General features: G+C 70.4%; 9 protein-coding genes and 1 CRISPR repeat array. Of the genes, 1 reads left to right on the forward strand and 8 read right to left on the reverse strand.

Annotated features, from left to right (window positions below):
* Positions 1-76: 76 nt before the first annotated feature.
* Positions 77-4,963: direct repeats of the CRISPR family, unit length 36 nt; unit sequence GTGCTCAACGCCTTCCGGCATCACGGCGAGCGGGAC.
* Between the two features lie 252 nt (positions 4,964-5,215).
* The 8 genes from cas2 to K8638_RS34415 form a co-directional block, all read right to left on the reverse strand.
* Positions 5,216-5,509, reverse strand: coding sequence for a CRISPR-associated endonuclease Cas2 (cas2, locus tag K8638_RS34380; protein WP_223758930.1), 294 nt, complete (start codon positions 5,507-5,509; stop codon positions 5,216-5,218).
* Between the two features lie 3 nt (positions 5,510-5,512).
* A complete protein-coding gene (cas1, locus tag K8638_RS34385; RefSeq protein WP_223758931.1) occupies positions 5,513-7,174 on the reverse strand; it encodes a type I-MYXAN CRISPR-associated endonuclease Cas4/Cas1 in 1,662 nt (553 codons plus the stop codon).
* Positions 7,175-7,309: 135 nt separating this feature from the next.
* On the reverse strand, positions 7,310-7,936 hold the full coding sequence (cas5, locus tag K8638_RS34390; RefSeq protein WP_223758932.1) for a type I-MYXAN CRISPR-associated protein Cas5/Cmx5/DevS: 627 nt from the start codon (positions 7,934-7,936) through the stop codon (positions 7,310-7,312).
* Positions 7,933-8,841 carry a type I-B CRISPR-associated protein Cas7/Cst2/DevR gene (cas7i, locus tag K8638_RS34395; protein WP_223758933.1) on the reverse strand — a complete coding sequence of 303 codons (909 nt, stop codon included), beginning with the start codon at positions 8,839-8,841 and terminating at the stop codon, positions 7,933-7,935. Before cas7i ends, cas5 begins: the two co-directional genes overlap by 4 nt.
* Positions 8,842-8,876: 35 nt before the next feature.
* Positions 8,877-10,604, reverse strand: coding sequence for a type I-MYXAN CRISPR-associated Cas8a1/Cmx1 (gene cas8a1, locus K8638_RS34400; protein ID WP_223758934.1), 1,728 nt, complete (start codon positions 10,602-10,604; stop codon positions 8,877-8,879).
* Positions 10,589-12,832: a CRISPR-associated helicase Cas3' gene (gene cas3 / locus K8638_RS34405; protein WP_223758935.1), complete on the reverse strand. Its 2,244-nt coding sequence runs from the start codon at positions 12,830-12,832 to the stop codon at positions 10,589-10,591. The genes cas8a1 and cas3 overlap by 16 nt, the downstream gene beginning before the upstream one ends.
* On the reverse strand, positions 12,829-13,455 hold the full coding sequence (cas6, locus tag K8638_RS34410) for a type I-MYXAN CRISPR-associated protein Cas6/Cmx6 (RefSeq protein ID WP_223758936.1): 627 nt from the start codon (positions 13,453-13,455) through the stop codon (positions 12,829-12,831). Before cas6 ends, cas3 begins: the two co-directional genes overlap by 4 nt.
* A gap of 928 nt (positions 13,456-14,383) precedes the next feature.
* Positions 14,384-15,226 carry an alpha/beta hydrolase gene (locus K8638_RS34415; protein ID WP_223758937.1) on the reverse strand — a complete coding sequence of 281 codons (843 nt, stop codon included), beginning with the start codon at positions 15,224-15,226 and terminating at the stop codon, positions 14,384-14,386.
* Positions 15,227-15,606: 380 nt separating this feature from the next.
* Between K8638_RS34415 and K8638_RS34420 the strand changes: the two genes are divergently transcribed.
* Positions 15,607-15,957, forward strand: a complete 351-nt coding sequence (locus tag K8638_RS34420) for a DUF6152 family protein (RefSeq protein ID WP_223758938.1) — start codon at positions 15,607-15,609, stop codon at positions 15,955-15,957.
* The last annotated feature ends 177 nt before the right edge of the window (positions 15,958-16,134 follow it).

Below are 16,134 nucleotides of genomic sequence, written 5' to 3' on the forward strand. Positions count from 1 at the left end.
TGGTCTCGCGGCCCCAACATGCCTCCCTACACGCACGGCCAGGGAGCGACACGCTCCCTACACCTTGAAAGGGGTGGTGCTCAACGCCTTCCGGCATCACGGCGAGCGGGACGTCCCTCCGAGTCGGTGACGTCGCAGAACACCACTGGTGCTCAACGCCTTCCGGCATCACGGCGAGCGGGACGGGGGATGCCCGGGTGGCCTCCCTCGTGGAACTGTGCTCAACGCCTTCCGGCATCACGGCGAGCGGGACTTCTGTCGTACGTGCTGCCCGTCACGAGTTGCGAGTGCTCAACGCCTTCCGGCATCACGGCGAGCGGGACCTGCGCTGCGGTGCGGACCTGGACGACCTTGGTGATGGGTGCTCAACGCCTTCCGGCATCACGGCGAGCGGGACAGGTGTCGCCGCGCCTCAGTGGCGCCAACCTGCCGTGCTCAACGCCTTCCGGCATCACGGCGAGCGGGACTGCCAGCCGGCCCAGGCGCCGATGGCCTGCGCGTCCCGGTGCTCAACGCCTTCCGGCATCACGGCGAGCGGGACGATGTTCGGCACGGAGATGTACTCGAACATCTTCAGGTGCTCAACGCCTTCCGGCATCACGGCGAGCGGGACGCGTACCGGGGATGACGCCGTAGTCGGTGCCCTCCTTGTGCTCAACGCCTTCCGGCATCACGGCGAGCGGGACCTGGACTTCGCGGGGTACTTCCTGTCGCTGTGGGAGGTGCTCAACGCCTTCCGGCATCACGGCGAGCGGGACCGCACCGGCAGCGGCATCCTCTACCCGTCCTTCTAGTGCTCAACGCCTTCCGGCATCACGGCGAGCGGGACGTCGTACCTGAATGCGACGACCATGCTGACTCTCCTCGTGCTCAACGCCTTCCGGCATCACGGCGAGCGGGACGCGCTGCCGTGCGCGCCCAGCACCCACGGGGCGGGTGCTCAACGCCTTCCGGCATCACGGCGAGCGGGACTTGCCGAAGGCGACGCCGAGCCCATCCACACCGCTGCGGTGCTCAACGCCTTCCGGCATCACGGCGAGCGGGACCGTGCTGCTGCATTGCGCGGTCCCATCCGGGGCCTCGGCGGGTGCTCAACGCCTTCCGGCATCACGGCGAGCGGGACGAAGACGCCGGCCGTGCCCGCGGGGCGCCACGCCGTCTTGTGCTCAACGCCTTCCGGCATCACGGCGAGCGGGACAGTCGTCCAGCGCGGCGCGCATTCGGAGGCAAGAGAAGTGCTCAACGCCTTCCGGCATCACGGCGAGCGGGACACCTCCCGTAGCCGCGTCATAGGCCGCGAGGGCCGGTGCTCAACGCCTTCCGGCATCACGGCGAGCGGGACAAGGTCAACATCTACGTCGAGGTTGACGGCAAGGGGTGCTCAACGCCTTCCGGCATCACGGCGAGCGGGACGGAGCAGGTCCGCGCCGAGCGCGAGCGCGTGGACGTGTGCTCAACGCCTTCCGGCATCACGGCGAGCGGGACAGGGCGCGGCGCTGCTGCCCTACCGCGTGCTCCTGTGCTCAACGCCTTCCGGCATCACGGCGAGCGGGACTCCAGGATGGCAAAGTGCTCCACCGTCAGGTCCGGGTGCTCAACGCCTTCCGGCATCACGGCGAGCGGGACTCAGCCACGAGGGGGCCCTGCTCGGGACCTCGCTCGGGTGCTCAACGCCTTCCGGCATCACGGCGAGCGGGACAGCCGCAACCGACCGCGCTGGACGGCCTCTTCGAGTGCTCAACGCCTTCCGGCATCACGGCGAGCGGGACTCGGCCGCACCCCGCCCCACCTTCGCGGCAGGGCGCCGGTGCTCAACGCCTTCCGGCATCACGGCGAGCGGGACCGGGCCACCTACCTTGCCAAGTGTACCGAGGCGCTTATGCTCAACGCCTTCCGGCATCACGGCGAGCGGGACTCCGGATTGTAGTCACACCATGCGTCTTTCGTAGGGAGTGCTCAACGCCTTCCGGCATCACGGCGAGCGGGACCGCTAGTCACGGTGCTGTTTGCTCTGGCCTTTCTGGTGCTCAACGCCTTCCGGCATCACGGCGAGCGGGACTGGAATCGACCCACGACTCGTTGTCGCTGATGTAGTGCTCAACGCCTTCCGGCATCACGGCGAGCGGGACCCCTCGAAGGCCAGCTCCAGGAGCCGCAGAAGCCCAAGTGCTCAACGCCTTCCGGCATCACGGCGAGCGGGACTGACCGTGGATAAGGTCTCCGTGAGTAAGGTCTAGTGCTCAACGCCTTCCGGCATCACGGCGAGCGGGACACTGGCACGGCGCCGCCAAAGAGGTCTTCTCCGTCGAGTGCTCAACGCCTTCCGGCATCACGGCGAGCGGGACGCACCGCTGGCCGTGTCGATGACGTGCCCAGACTGTGCTCAACGCCTTCCGGCATCACGGCGAGCGGGACTGACGGCGTCCCGCCATGGCGAACCCTCCCCGGAGCAGTGCTCAACGCCTTCCGGCATCACGGCGAGCGGGACTCTTGCCGTCCTTCTCGGGGTTGTCGTTGCTGCCGCTGTGCTCAACGCCTTCCGGCATCACGGCGAGCGGGACCAGCGTCATGCCGGACTGCTGGTAGAACTGGACGTGCTCAACGCCTTCCGGCATCACGGCGAGCGGGACACGGGGGCGAGTAGCTTCCGGAAGGCATCAATGTGATCAACGCCTTCCGGCATCACGGCGAGCGGGACGGGGACGAGATGACGCGCATGTTCGTGCTCACCAGCGGTGCTCAACGCCTTCCGGCATCACGGCGAGCGGGACGACGGGCGGCTGTGGTTCACCAACATCGGCGGCGCGATTGTGCTCAACGCCTTCCGGCATCACGGCGAGCGGGACCGGGACCATGGCCTGTTGCGTCTGCGCCTGAATCCGCTGGTGCTCAACGCCTTCCGGCATCACGGCGAGCGGGACGGCAAGCACCGGCCTTCGCCACTTCCGCCGGTTGACGAGTGCTCAACGCCTTCCGGCATCACGGCGAGCGGGACACAACCTCCCCAGCGCCACGCCCTTCAGCGCCGGCCTGTGCTCAACGCCTTCCGGCATCACGGCGAGCGGGACTGGTAGGACTCGCCCTTGCCCAGCAGCAGCAACCCCAAGTGCTCAACGCCTTCCGGCATCACGGCGAGCGGGACGGTGACGGGCGGGACGGGCTTCTTGAACCCCGAGTGCTCAACGCCTTCCGGCATCACGGCGAGCGGGACCGCGGGCTGTCAACCTCGTGCCCAGCGAGCTTCCACAAGAGTGCTCAACGCCTTCCGGCATCACGGCGAGCGGGACGGTGGTGGTGCGCGGGGTGGAGGGCATCCTCCAGGAGTGCTCAACGCCTTCCGGCATCACGGCGAGCGGGACGCTCGAGGTGGTGCGCGACCTGTCGCTCATCGCCAACAGGTGCTCAACGCCTTCCGGCATCACGGCGAGCGGGACAAGGTGCACGACGCTGCTTCTGACGCTGGAAACGGGGTGCTCAACGCCTTCCGGCATCACGGCGAGCGGGACTAAGTCCGCCGCCGCAGCCATAGCCATCCTCTCCCCGTGCTCAACGCCTTCCGGCATCACGGCGAGCGGGACTTCATCGACCGAGCAAGAGATGGTCACGTTACCCGGTGCTCAACGCCTTCCGGCATCACGGCGAGCGGGACCCAGCATGGCCAGCTTCCCAGACAGACGTTCAACTTCTGTGCTCAACGCCTTCCGGCATCACGGCGAGCGGGACACGGCGTCACGCCGTTCCTGTTCGCGCAGCAGCTCACGTGCTCAACGCCTTCCGGCATCACGGCGAGCGGGACACCACAGACACGAAAATCTCGTGAATGCCGCCGCTTGAGTGCTCAACGCCTTCCGGCATCACGGCGAGCGGGACGGCGCGAGCAGGTCAAGGTGACGGACGAGCGGGAGTTCTCGTGCTCAACGCCTTCCGGCATCACGGCGAGCGGGACTCGGCATGAAGAACGGCCACGCCTACCGCTACTTGTGCTCAACGCCTTCCGGCATCACGGCGAGCGGGACAGAAACCACACCGAACGCTCACCCGCGTTGGCTTTGGCGTGCTCAACGCCTTCCGGCATCACGGCGAGCGGGACCGAGTACCCTCATGGCTTTCCCCAACGTGTCGGACATGTGCTCAACGCCTTCCGGCATCACGGCGAGCGGGACATCACCAGCGGCAACGACCTCTTCCCGGTGGAGCTCAAGTGCTCAACGCCTTCCGGCATCACGGCGAGCGGGACCGCCACTGCCGCCCACACCAAGCCCATCCCCGGCGGGTGCTCAACGCCTTCCGGCATCACGGCGAGCGGGACTGCGCGCGCACCTTCTCCACCAGCCCTGAGTAGACTTGTGCTCAACGCCTTCCGGCATCACGGCGAGCGGGACGCGTCATCGCGTCCGTTTCGGACCTGGTTCCTGTGGTGCTCAACGCCTTCCGGCATCACGGCGAGCGGGACTGGAGATGGCCGAGGCGCGGCCGGACCGCAGCTACTGGTGCTCAACGCCTTCCGGCATCACGGCGAGCGGGACGCCGCCCTCGCGGACTCCCTCAACGTGGAGGTGTAGGGTGCTCAACGCCTTCCGGCATCACGGCGAGCGGGACACCCGTTTAAACCGGATAAACACACGCCCCTTCTCACGTGCTCAACGCCTTCCGGCATCACGGCGAGCGGGACACGGCGTGAGCCCGAATCCGCCGTCGCTCACCGGCCGGTGCTCAACGCCTTCCGGCATCACGGCGAGCGGGACGCTTCGGCCCGCGCGGGTGCCTCGCGGTGAAGCGCCACGCGTGCTCAACGCCTTCCGGCATCACGGCGAGCGGGACAGAGGAGGCGCCGCCAGGGGAAGTGGAGAGGGATCAGTGCTCAACGCCTTCCGGCATCACGGCGAGCGGGACCAAACTGTACAAGAGTTGCGGTCGTCGGTAACACGTGCTCAACGCCTTCCGGCATCACGGCGAGCGGGACTGCCCGTCCCAAATCCCTTGTGTTTCCAGCAACTTACCTCCCCCCTTTTCAAGCACCCCCGCCCTTCTACACGAACCTCGCGTCCCGCGTCCATCCCACATCCCCCAACCCCATGAAACTCCTGGGCTTTTCCCCATTCATGCACCTATGCGGTTGTCAAAGAGCACTCAACCCCATGAAACCACTCAGCTTTTCACCTCTTTCCGCCCCTCGCCGCCTCCGCCACGGCGAGGTGCTTGAATGTCCGCCGCCTCACAGTACCCGGAAGGGTGGCGGCTCCTCCGGCCAGTCCTCCTTGGGGTTGATGGCGCGCACCCGCTCCACGCACCCGCCGCACAACCCTATCACCAGCAACGTATCCACCGCGTCCATCCGCCGCGACAGCTCCCACCTCAGCTTCTCCCGGTCCCGGTCCGTCAGCGAGCATCGGAACACGGACAGTTGCAGCCACTCCCCGTACCCCTTCAGCAGCGCGTACACCTTGCGCCACCGCTTCGCGTCCCGGATGTCGTAGGTAATCAGGTACCACCGTCTCGGCTCGGCCATGGCTCACCTCAGTCTGAACGTGGCGAACAGCCCGGGCTTCCCGGTCCACTCCTTCTCCAGCAGCCGCGCCTCCAGCTCCACCAGGCGGGCGTAGCTGAGCGAGTACCCCAGCACGTTGTGCTTCCACGTCTCCCGCTTCCGGCGCTCGTACAGCTCAATCGCCTTCGCCCGCCCGGCCCGGCTCAGCCACACGTGCTCGGACGTCACCTCGAAGTCCGCCTCCGCGTCCCACGCCTTCCGGTTCAGCGATGCCACCAGCGGCATGTCCGCCAGCGGCACCCGGAACTGCTCCATCAAGTCCAGCCCCAGCGGCCCCGCCGAGCCACGCGGCTGGTGGTAGAAGCCGAAGGCCGCGTCCAGCCCCACCGCCCGGATGGCCGCCTCCACCTCGCGGTGCACCAGCCCGTACAGGAAGCCCAGCACCGCGTTGAACCTGTCCCTCGGCGGGCGCCGGTTGCGGCCGTCGAAGCGCAGCCGCGGGTCCACCTCCTCGCCCAGCAGGTACGGCAGCGCCCCGAAGTAGCGCGCCGCCCCCGCCCCCTCCAGGCCGCGCAGCGAGTCCAGCGACGGCGCCTGCGCGCATTGAGGCAGCAGCGCCCGCATGTCCCGCACCGCCGCCGCCAGCACGTCGCGGGCGGCGGCGTCCCCGCGCGAGGCGCGCAGCAGGAAGCGCAGCTGCCCCTCCAGCTTCGCCGCCACCAGCCGCCGCGCCAGTCCCAGGCACACGTCCGGCTGACGCAGCGCCTCGAACTGGCGCAGCCTCCTCTGCACGTTGCCCGGGCCTCCGCCCAGCCCGCCCAGGTAGCGCCCGCCTGCTGTGAACCAGTGCACGCCGAGGTCGTTCTCCACGCACAGCGCCAGCGCCTGCGCGCTCACCTGCACCGCCCCATGGGCGATGAGCGCGGAAACGGTGCGCACCGGCAGCCGCGCCGGCTCGCCCTCTCCCTCGGGCGGCGTCACCACGAGCTGCTCCGCCGCCCGCCCCACCCGCGTCCCCGCCACCGTCACGTGCAGCACCTGCCGCACGTCGTCCTCGGGAAAGAGCCGGGGCCGCGCCTCGCCGTCCGCCAGCCGCTCCTCCTCCGGAAGACATACCGGCGCCAGCGAGCACCGGGCGCACTTGCGCTCCTCGGCCGTCACCGGCGGGCGCTCCGTGGACGCGCGCAAGAGCCGGGCCCGCGCCACGGCGGCCTCCACCTGCTGGCGCAGCGCCGCGTCCAGCGGGAAGCGGACGGTGGTGTCCGTCTGGTGGTAGCGCACCCGGCACTCCACGGGCACGCCCGGGAAGCGCTCCGCCACCAGCAGCGCGTAGGCCCCCGCCTGGAGCCGGTCGCTCGGCCACGCCTCGGGCGCGTCCTTCCCCGGCGCGTGCCGCCCGCGCTTGTGCTCGTGCACCACCAGCACCCCGTCCCGCGTGCGCACCGCGTCCACCTTCCCGTGCAACCCCAGCGCCTCGCTGGACAGCTCCAGCTCCACGCGCTCGCCCTCCTCCTGGAGCTGTACGTGAAGGCGCCGGCCCGCGAAGACGGCGGCGTCCGCCACGCGCACCTCCTCCACCTCCTCCAGGTAGAAGAGCCGCTCGCAGTACGCCAGCGCGTGCAGCGCGTGGATGCGGATGGGCGACTCGTGGCCGGCCGGCTTCGGACTTGTGGACTCTGGGTGCATGTGACGGGGCCTCCCCTCCCCGGGTACGCACCACCGGGGCTCCGGGCGTCAGGCGCCCGCCGGTGGGCGGACTCCATGTACCCGCAACCCACTGAGTCATCAAAGAGGGTGACTACCTGGCTTGTTGGAAAGGCTTCAGGGGATGCGCGGAAGCCGGTGGAGCTCGGGCGCATCACACAGGCGCTCGAGCTCCCCCACCGCGAAGCGCGTCAGCCGGGTTCCCACGTGATCCACCCATACAGGCAAGGTGAGGGTGCCCGTCGGCTGGCAGAGAAAGGCACGGCACTCGGAAGGAGGCCGCCCGTCGGGTAGCAGCCGCGCGTCGTTGATGAGGTGCGTGGACTCTCCGAGCGACCAGCCCCCGGAGCGCTCCACGCTCGCCGGCTCTCGCATGGCACGGACGACCCGGCCCTCCAGGCCCGCGGCGGCGTCCGGCTCCTCGCTGCTGTCGCACCAGACCACCAGCCGCGCGTCGATGACGAGCTGCTGGAAGTCGGGCCCCGCGTTCTCCCCGTTGCCCCGCGCCTGCTTCAAGTTCTTCGTCCGCCAGAACGTCCGCACCACCGTGCTGATGGCCGGCGTGTTCAGCAGCCCCGCGGTGACGCGGCAGCCCCTGTGGCGCTCCCGGTCCATCTCTCCCACCAGCGACAGCAGGGCGCCGTAGCAGGTGGCCGGGGGTGGCAGCACCTCGCTCTCCACCAGCTCGCGCGCCCGCCCCTTGCGCCAGCAGGCCACGGGCACGGATAGCTCGAGCGCAATCACCGCTTCTCCGCCTCCAGCCGCCGGCACGCCGCCTGGCAGGCGGCGACGACACCGGAGTGCAGTTCCGCCCCGGACAGCGCCTCACGGGCCTCGGCGCCCAGGCCGTCCACCACCGCGCCTCCCAGCACCAGCTCCTTCGCCGGGATGTCCCCGCCCTTCACCTTGCGCACCAGCTCGGGCACGTCCACGCCGCCGCCCGGCACCGGCTGGAAGGTGTAGAGGATGCGGGGCGCGGCCTCCTGGGTGAGGCGGAAGACCACCGACTCGGGGCTGAAGTCGAAGAGGAAACGGCCGTGGTTGCCCGCGACAGGCCCCAGCGCGCACAACAGGCGCAGGGCCGTGGCCGCCCGGGCGGGCACGCGCAGGGCGGAGGGCGTCAGGGCCACGCCGTACTGGTAGCGCGTCGCGTGCATCTCCGTGCCGTAGGGCACGGGGTTGCTTCCCTTGCCCTTCTGCGCGGAAGGCGTGGCGCCGGGGCTCGCCGCGTTGAAGGTGATGTCGCCGGGCCAGGGGGTGAGGCTCACCGCGCGCGTCACCTCCAGCACGGCCCGGCGCACCTTGGCGCTGCCCTTCTCCCCCTCCTGCTTCGCGCCCTCGGCGGCCATGAAGCCCAGCAGGTCATCATCGATGTAGGGCTCCGCCTTCGGCTTCGGCCCCCAGGCGCTGAAGGCCGCGTCCCGCCAGGTGTTGCTCCGGGCCTCGTCGTCGTACGCGCGGTTGCAGGGCTCCTCCTCCTGGAGGCGGCGGCGCAGGGCGAAGCGGATGGACTCGGCGGACACGGTGGTGTGGACCTGCCCGTTCCACACCAGCTTCTGCAAGGTGGTGATGTTGCCCTCGGTGAGGCCCCGGTTGTTGGCGGCGGTCCCCGTGGCGGTGACGATGGCGGCGAAAACGTGAAGGCTCATGGGCGTGGCTCCTGGCTCCTGGAATGGCGGCGGTGTCACTCGGCGTCGGCGGGCTCGGCCGCGACCGGGGCTTCCCCGGCGGACTCGGCGCCCCGGCCCTGGTAGCTGGCCAGCGCCACCAGGGCGAGGTCCCGGGCCGTGCGCCAGTGCTCCGGCCGCAAGAGGAAAAGGATGTCCTGCCAGTGCGCCTGGAGCTCGCGGTTGGTGCCCGCGCGGCTCCAGAGGTCCGCGAGCGCTTCGCGGACCTGCTCGTGCGTCTTGGCGCCGGCGAAGCGCAGCCGCAGCCGCTCCCGCTCCGTGTCCATCCGGTTGTGGCGCGTGGCCAGCGGACTGTTCTCCGTCTCCTCGGCAATCCTCCCCAGCCGCTGCCGGAGCGCGGCGTGGACGCTCTGGACGAGCCACTGCTCGGCCTGTTCCAGGTACGGGTGCATGGCGATGAGCCCCTTCTTCTCCTCCGAGAGGAGAGCGCCCAGGTTGTCCCGGGTGCGGTAGTAGTGGATGAAGCGGCCTTCCTCCGTGGTCGCGGTGGCGAAGCCGGCGTGCCAGGGCCGCCCGGCCGCGAGGTTCTCCGTGATGAAGGCGCGCAGCGCGCTGGTGGCGATGAAGAAGCCCGGAGCTTCCTCCGGCTGCTTTCCCTTCGTGCCCCGGCCGGGGCCGCCCTCCGTCTTGAGCACGCGGAGCCGGTTGGGGAGCGCCGCTGACGCCTCCGCGTAGCGGTCCAGCACGGCGTCGGCGAGGGTGCCGGGCCGCACCACCGCGCAGCGGACCTTCTGCTTCTGGTTCCACGGCAGCGGCCGGAGCGCCACCGCCTCGGCCGCGGACAGCAGCTCCCGGTGGCGCCCGCCGGACTCCAGCTTGAAGGCGAGCTGCACGGCCAGCACCGCGTCCGAGACACCCGCCATGGACACGTCCTCCAGACGCTGGGGCGTCAGGCGGGGCCGCACCTCGGCGAAGCGGACGAGGTCGGTCGGCGCGAGCGCGACGAAGGCGCCGCCGCGAAGCTGGGGGAGCTTGAAGGTGAGACAGCCCACCGGCGCGAAGCACGCGCAGAGCGCCTCCTCCGCCGTGTACTCCACCTTGGTGACGCCCAGGCCGATGTGGCGCTCCGAGGCCCCCGGGTACGCCCAGCCGGCCAGCGGGGTGGTGCCCTGGCGCAGCGCCCGGACGACGTCCTCCCACGCCTCCTGGTGGACGAAGGACGCATACCCCTGCGTCCGCACCAGCAGCTCCCGGTCGTCCACCGTGAAGGTGAGCGTCCTCGGCGTACCGCCCCGGGTCGTCTGGCCGTGCTGGAGGAAGGTCTGCTTCAGTGCGTCCTGCAGGGCGGCGCCCACCTCTGGATTCGGCGGGGGCTTCCCGGGGCGCCGGGTGCCCGGCAGGTCGATGAAGCCCTCTGGACGTGTCAGCCGGAACGCGCCCTGGAACAGGGCCTGGAGCGTCTCCTCGGGCGCGGCGCCGCCCCAGTCCAGGTGGATGGCGGTGGGCTCCACCCGCGCGGAGCCCGGGCCCAGCCGGACCTCGGAAGGCCACGGCGCGGACGGCTGCTCCTGAAGGAGGAGGAAGCGCAGCGAGGCGGCCAGCCCTCCCGCCCCGGCGCGCAGCAGCGGCGTCATCCCCGGCGCGTGCAGGCGGATGGCGAGCGGCGGTGTACCGGCCTCCTTCCGGACGCTGGTGGGGCCCGGAGTCTTCACGGCCTTCTTCCGGGCACCCGTGGAACCCGGGGCGCTCGCGGCCTTCTTCCGCGCGCTCACTGCTTTCGCCATCGCGCACCTCGCAGCGGGTCGTAGGCCAGGGCTTCGTCGGGGACCACGGGATAGGGAAGCCGGCCCGGCCGGCGCCAGCTCCGCCACGGCAGCGAGGTGGGTGGCAGGTTCATGGGAAGCGTGACGTGCTGCACCTTCTCGCGGCCTTCCTCCACGGCCCGGGCGTCCACCTCGCGGAGGACCGTCAGGCTGGGGCTGCCATCGCGGCAGGGGGCGGGCCCGGTGTCGAACCGCCCATCAAGCCAGGCGCTGGCCAGCCGCTCCTCCACATCCTTCCCGGCGGGTGCCTCCCAGGCCGAGACGAGGTCCCGCTGGGACAGGGGCCCGGAGCCGAGCCGCTCCAGCCACGCTCGCGCTTCCCCCAGGTCCGCGGCGTCGTAGGGTTTGCCATCGAAGGGCAGCACGAGGAAGGGGCGCACGGGGGCCGGGGCTTCCGGGGTGCTGCGGCGGTTGAGCCGTCCCAGCCGCTGGATGAGCGCGGGGATGGGAGCCAAGTCCGTGACGAGCAGGTCCGCGGACAGGTCCAGGCTCATCTCCGCCACCTGGGTGGTGGCCGCGAGCACGGAGCCCGGGGCCCTGAAGGCGTCCACCACGTCGCCATGCCGGTCGACACGGTCCCGGTAGCGGAAGCGGCTGTGGTACAGCAGGGCGCTCCGGCCGCGCCGCCGCGCCTCGTCGGCGATGGCCAGGCAGCGGTCCACGGTGTTGCTGACCCACAGCACCCGGCCCTCTCCGCCGAGACACGCCTCGACGAGGGGCCAGGGCTCCTGAGCGTCCGCGCGCTGGTAGCGGTGGAGCGCCTCCAGGTCCTCCGGGCCGGACACCTCCGCCAGCGGCACGCCATGGACGCGCTGGCACATGGCGGCCAGTGCCTCCCGCCGCGCCGCCGGCAGGCTGGCGGTCATCAGCAGCGCGGGGAGGCCGGGCAGCGCCTCCAGGAAGCGCAGGAGGCACCCGAAGAGCCGGGCGTCGTAGGCGTGGATTTCATCGAACACGACGCAGGCGCTGCTGAGGGCGGGCCAGGCGTAGAGCCCCTGCCGCTGGTTCTGCACCAGCCCGAGCACGGTGTCCGCGGTGCAGGTGACGGCGTCCACCCCCCAGGAGCGCAGCGCCTCCAGCCGGTCCTGGTCCCTCGGACCCTCGCCCGCGTGGGCGCCGTCGCCGCGAAGCCCGAAGATGTCCAGGTCCACCTCCGCGCGCGAGTGCTGGAGGCGGGCCTCCACGTCCGCGCCATGGAGGTAGTCTCGGAAGCCCTCGGTGGCCGTGCCCATGGTCGGGTAGGTGAGCCACAGCTGTCGCCCCGGGTGCTGGCGGGCCGCCCAGGCGTAGGCCGCCGCCGTCTTGCCACTGCCGCAGCCGGCGCGCACCAGCGTCACCGGGGCGCGGCTGTGGGCAACGGCCTCCTGGAAGGGACGCAGGGGCCGTCCGCCGAGGCGGCGCTCCACCACCGACAGCAGGCCCTCCGCGGAGCGCGGGCGCGAGAGCTGCTGGCCCACCCAGCCGTGCTTCTCCCCGCTCCGGGGCAGCGCCGAGCCGGCGACGTCCGCCGCCAGGACGAGCGCCTTGGCCACCGCCAGCAGCCGCGCCTCCGGAATGTCGGGCGGCAGCGTGCGCTCGAAGGTGTCCTGCCACTCCTGGAACTGCTCGCGAGGGTGAGCCCTTCGCGAGACAGAGACGGAAATGGCCGAGGAGAAGGCCGGCGGCGCGGGCAGTCCCAGCTTGCCGGCGATGAGCGCCAGGGTGCGGGCGAAGTCCGCGTGGTGGACGAGCAGGGACAGGGACGACCCGGCCCCGGCATCCTCGGGAGCGAAGGCGTCGGACTGGAACTTCCGGTGGTGCGCCGAGGCGCAGACAAGCGCGAGGCACAGGTCCTCGTCGGTATCGACAGCGGCCCGGAGCCACGAGGCGAGCGGCTGTCCCGGCCAGCCCAGCCATAGGGAGAGCGCCTCGTGGCGGATGAGCTGGGGCTCGTGGCGCCTGCCGCGAAGCATCTGCTGGAAGTGGTCGCTGCACTTGCCCAGGTCGTGCGTCGCCGCCCCGAGCAGCACGAGCCGCCGCAGCCGGGGCTCCAGCCCGGGGTCGAGCCCCGCCGCGAGGAGCGACGCGCGGCCCCGGTGCTCGAGCAACTGCTCCGCGGCGGCCACCACCATCGCGGTATGGCCGGGCAGCGTCGCCTCGCCCTCGGGACGGTCCGGGCTGGCGGTGCCCTTGGCCAGCAGGTGCTTCACGCCCTCGCCTCCACGCGCGCCGGAAGCGGCCTGGCGAACTTCGCAGTAGGGCGGGTGGGGAGGAACAGGCCGCAGCCCATGTGTCGTCGCCCGCCCAGGCCCTGCTCCTGCACGCGGAGCGAGTGTTCGGCCGACAATCCTTCCAGGTCGAGCGCGAAGCCCACGACCTTCTTGCCGGCGATGCCCACCACCCGCCTGCGGCCCACCTTGAGCCGGGCCTGGCACCCGAGTTCCGCCAGGAACCGGAGGGCCGTCGCGTGGAACGTCGCCTCGTCCAACGAGTGCTTGAAGGTGACGACGCGCGCGGAGAGCGAGGAGACCGGCTCCAGCACGCGGAGGGTCGGCGCGCCGAGCGTCAGTGCACGCCCGGCGACCTCCAGCGGGGCGCTCACCAGGGGAAGCAGGAGAGGAAGGACCTCGGCCGGACACCGCAGGCGCAGCGTGCCCCGTCCAAGGTAGAGCAACTCCCGCGTGTTGCTCTCGCCCCGCAGGTTGAAGATGCCGATGTCCCGCCGCTCGTGCAGTCCTGGGAGACGGGCGGACAGCGCGGAGAACAGCAGGTAGCCATGGTCGAGCGGCACCGGGCCGCCCCGCACCGGGAAGAGGAGGTCAATGGCTGGCATGGTCATCCTCGCTGACTTCGCGGACCGCTATGTCATCTCTGCTCAATCGCCTATCGGCATCACAGCCAGAGGCATTTCCGAGCCTTACCTGGACAAGCACCAATTGCTCAACACCAATGCATGCACATGCAAGAGCACACTCATGAATTGGTTGTCACCGCCAGCGCATTCGCTGTCCCGACATCCGTCTTCAGACCAGCGTTCGCCCTGCTGACAAGTCCAACAATGTCTTGGAGATCACCAGGGTCAAGGAAACAAGCCGGAGAATGAGCTCCAGTCTTCGCATCCTCCGGGCCTTCCAAAGGGGTGGGCGTTCCATTTCAAGCCTCCTAACCTGAACGAGCACCAACATCCTCGTCCTGTAGGCTAACTATTCACGCTCTGAGTCCGTGTCAAGCCACACCCCTGGCAAGCTTCACCTCTTGGCCCCTTCGTTGACCTCCTGTCTCCAGGCGCAAGCGTTGAACTACCCTCGGGGGTGGCCCATGGGAAATACCTCCCCGGGGGTAGGCAGAATGCGCCAGGACGCGGAGGAGAAGCCGGGAATTACGGCCGGAGCAGCGCGGACAGCTCACACGCTTCGTGCGCGACGCGCTCGTACGCGAGCTGGCTGACGGGCTCCCAGATGGCTGGCCGGCCGTGCCACACCACCGCCACCCGGCTAGCGCCCGCTCAGTCCTGACGACAAACCGCTCCGCACACCGTTGCCCGACGAGACAACCCGACCCGCGACGGTGGCGCTGCTGGCTATAGCGACGAGCACCCGATTGCATTGCTGCCGCTCGGCCCCGCGAAACGAGCCGACCCCGGTTCGCGACGTCCCGCTCCCAACATGCGCAACGCCCTCTGGCATCACGGTGAGCGGGACGCCCCACCCCGTCGGCCACCATGGGAGGGGCCTCCTCCATCCCCTTGAAAGGGATTCCGCTCAGGGCCCCCCAGACGCCTCCGCCTGGGACACAGGGAACAACAGGCGCACGGCCCTGAACGCGGCCGGGTGGTAGATGGTGCTGTGCAGCTCGCCGGGCATGGGCTCGTAGTGCCACCGCAGGCCCGCGGGAGCATGGGCCTTCAGCGCGCCGACGAGTGCGTCCACCCCCTCCTGCATGGTTCCGCCCTCGTTGCCGATGGACAGGAAGAGCGAGCGGGGACCCTCCGGATGGGCCCGCAGCCGCGCGGCCGACTCCTTCGCGAGCGACTGGTTGTCCCACCACAGACTCGGGCTCACGGCGATGTAGCGCTCGAAGAGCTCCGGCTGGCGCAGGAAGGTCTCTACGACGAAGAGACCCGCCAGGGACTCGCCAATGAGGGCGGACGCTCCCGTCGTCCGGTAGCGCGCTTCCACCCAGGGCTTCAGCTCGCGGGCGAGGAACTCGCGGAAGGCCGCGGAGCCTCCGCTCGTCGGAAGCTCCTTCAAGTCGACCGGGTCCGAGGACGGGTGTGTGAAGTCCCGCTTGCGGTCGGTGCCCTCGATGCCGACGACAATCATCTCCCCCATGGCATGGTTGAGGCTCGCGAGCTGCGCGATGCCGACGATGTGGGGGAAGTCCTCGTGCACTCCACCGTCCAGCAGGTACAGCACGGGCAGGCGGGCCTGCCCCTCGGAGTAACCCGGTGGCAGGTACACGTTGATGCGCCGGGTCTCCTTCAGCACGCGCGACTCGAGCGTGTAGGAGCGCGCGATGACGACGGGACGGCCCTCCTCACCGTCCGCCTCGGCAATGGGAGTCCGGGTGGCCGCGCCCGTGCCCGCGCACGCCGTCAGAAGCATCAACACCCCTGCCGCACCCGCTGCTCGCATCCTCATCCCCGGCGCGTCTCCGTTCCGTCCGTCCGCCGGCCAGGATGCCAGCGCCCCTCCCGCTTCGCTACCGCGAGGAGGACGCGACCCGTGTGAGCCAGGCCCGTGGTCAGCGGGTGCGCTCACCGCCGCGCGTGCTCGAAGTCGAGCGCTTCATCACGCCCCCGGTTGGAGTGACGCGCACGAGGCGCACCGCGAGCGAGCGGGAACACCTCCGCCGACGGCACCGCCCAGGTGCGCGGGAGTGTCGCAGTGCATCAGTCCCGGCATGCGCCCGCCCGCCCGCTCGCCGGAAGTGAAGGAATGCGTCGACTCCTCCAGGGAGGTTCCTCCTCAGAGGAGGCACGACGATGAGGACTTCGAGCTGGATGGGGGTGCTCGCCGCGCTGTGCGTATCCGGCGGCGCGCTCGCGCACCATGGCTGGAGCAGCTACGACAGCGCACGCGCCATGACCCTCACGGGAGTCATCCGCGAGTCGGGCTACGAGAATCCGCACGGCTACATCGAGCTCGAGGAGCAGGAGAAGACCTGGCATGTCGTCCTCGCGCCGCCCTCGCGGATGCAGAGCCGGGGCCTGCCCGCGAGCGCGCTGAAGGAAGGCGCGAAGGTCACCGTCGAGGGCCATCCCCACCGCACCACCCAGGATGAATTGCGCGCCGAGCGCATCACCGTGGGAGGCAAGACGGTGGAACTGCGCTGATGGAGGAGCCGGGGTGGCTTGGCTGGCTGGAGAACACGGCGTTGGCGGAGACGCTGCGCCGTGAGCCCCTGCTCTTTCCGCTGGTGGAGACGGCCCACATCCTCGGCTTCGTCATCCTGGTGGGCGCGGCGGTGATGTTCGACCTGCGCCTGTTGGGCCTCTCGCGGCGGTTGCTGG

It is taken from the genome of Myxococcus sp. RHSTA-1-4, from assembly GCF_020037125.1.
Classification (GTDB): domain Bacteria; phylum Myxococcota; class Myxococcia; order Myxococcales; family Myxococcaceae; genus Myxococcus.

What these genes read in the sequence shown, in the direction of transcription:
- cas2 (WP_223758930.1), bottom strand. Translation starts at nt 5,509, where the DNA reads ATGGCCGAGCCGAGACGGTGGTACCTGATTACCTACGACATCCGGGAC.
- cas1 (WP_223758931.1), bottom strand. Translation starts at nt 7,174, where the DNA reads ATGCACCCAGAGTCCACAAGTCCGAAGCCGGCCGGCCACGAGTCGCCC.
- cas7i (WP_223758933.1), bottom strand. Translation starts at nt 8,841, where the DNA reads ATGAGCCTTCACGTTTTCGCCGCCATCGTCACCGCCACGGGGACCGCC.
- cas8a1 (WP_223758934.1), bottom strand. Translation starts at nt 10,604, where the DNA reads ATGGCGAAAGCAGTGAGCGCGCGGAAGAAGGCCGCGAGCGCCCCGGGT.
- cas6 (WP_223758936.1), bottom strand. Translation starts at nt 13,455, where the DNA reads ATGCCAGCCATTGACCTCCTCTTCCCGGTGCGGGGCGGCCCGGTGCCG.
- K8638_RS34415 (WP_223758937.1), bottom strand. Translation starts at nt 15,226, where the DNA reads ATGCTTCTGACGGCGTGCGCGGGCACGGGCGCGGCCACCCGGACTCCC.
- K8638_RS34420 (WP_223758938.1), top strand. Translation starts at nt 15,607, where the DNA reads ATGAGGACTTCGAGCTGGATGGGGGTGCTCGCCGCGCTGTGCGTATCC.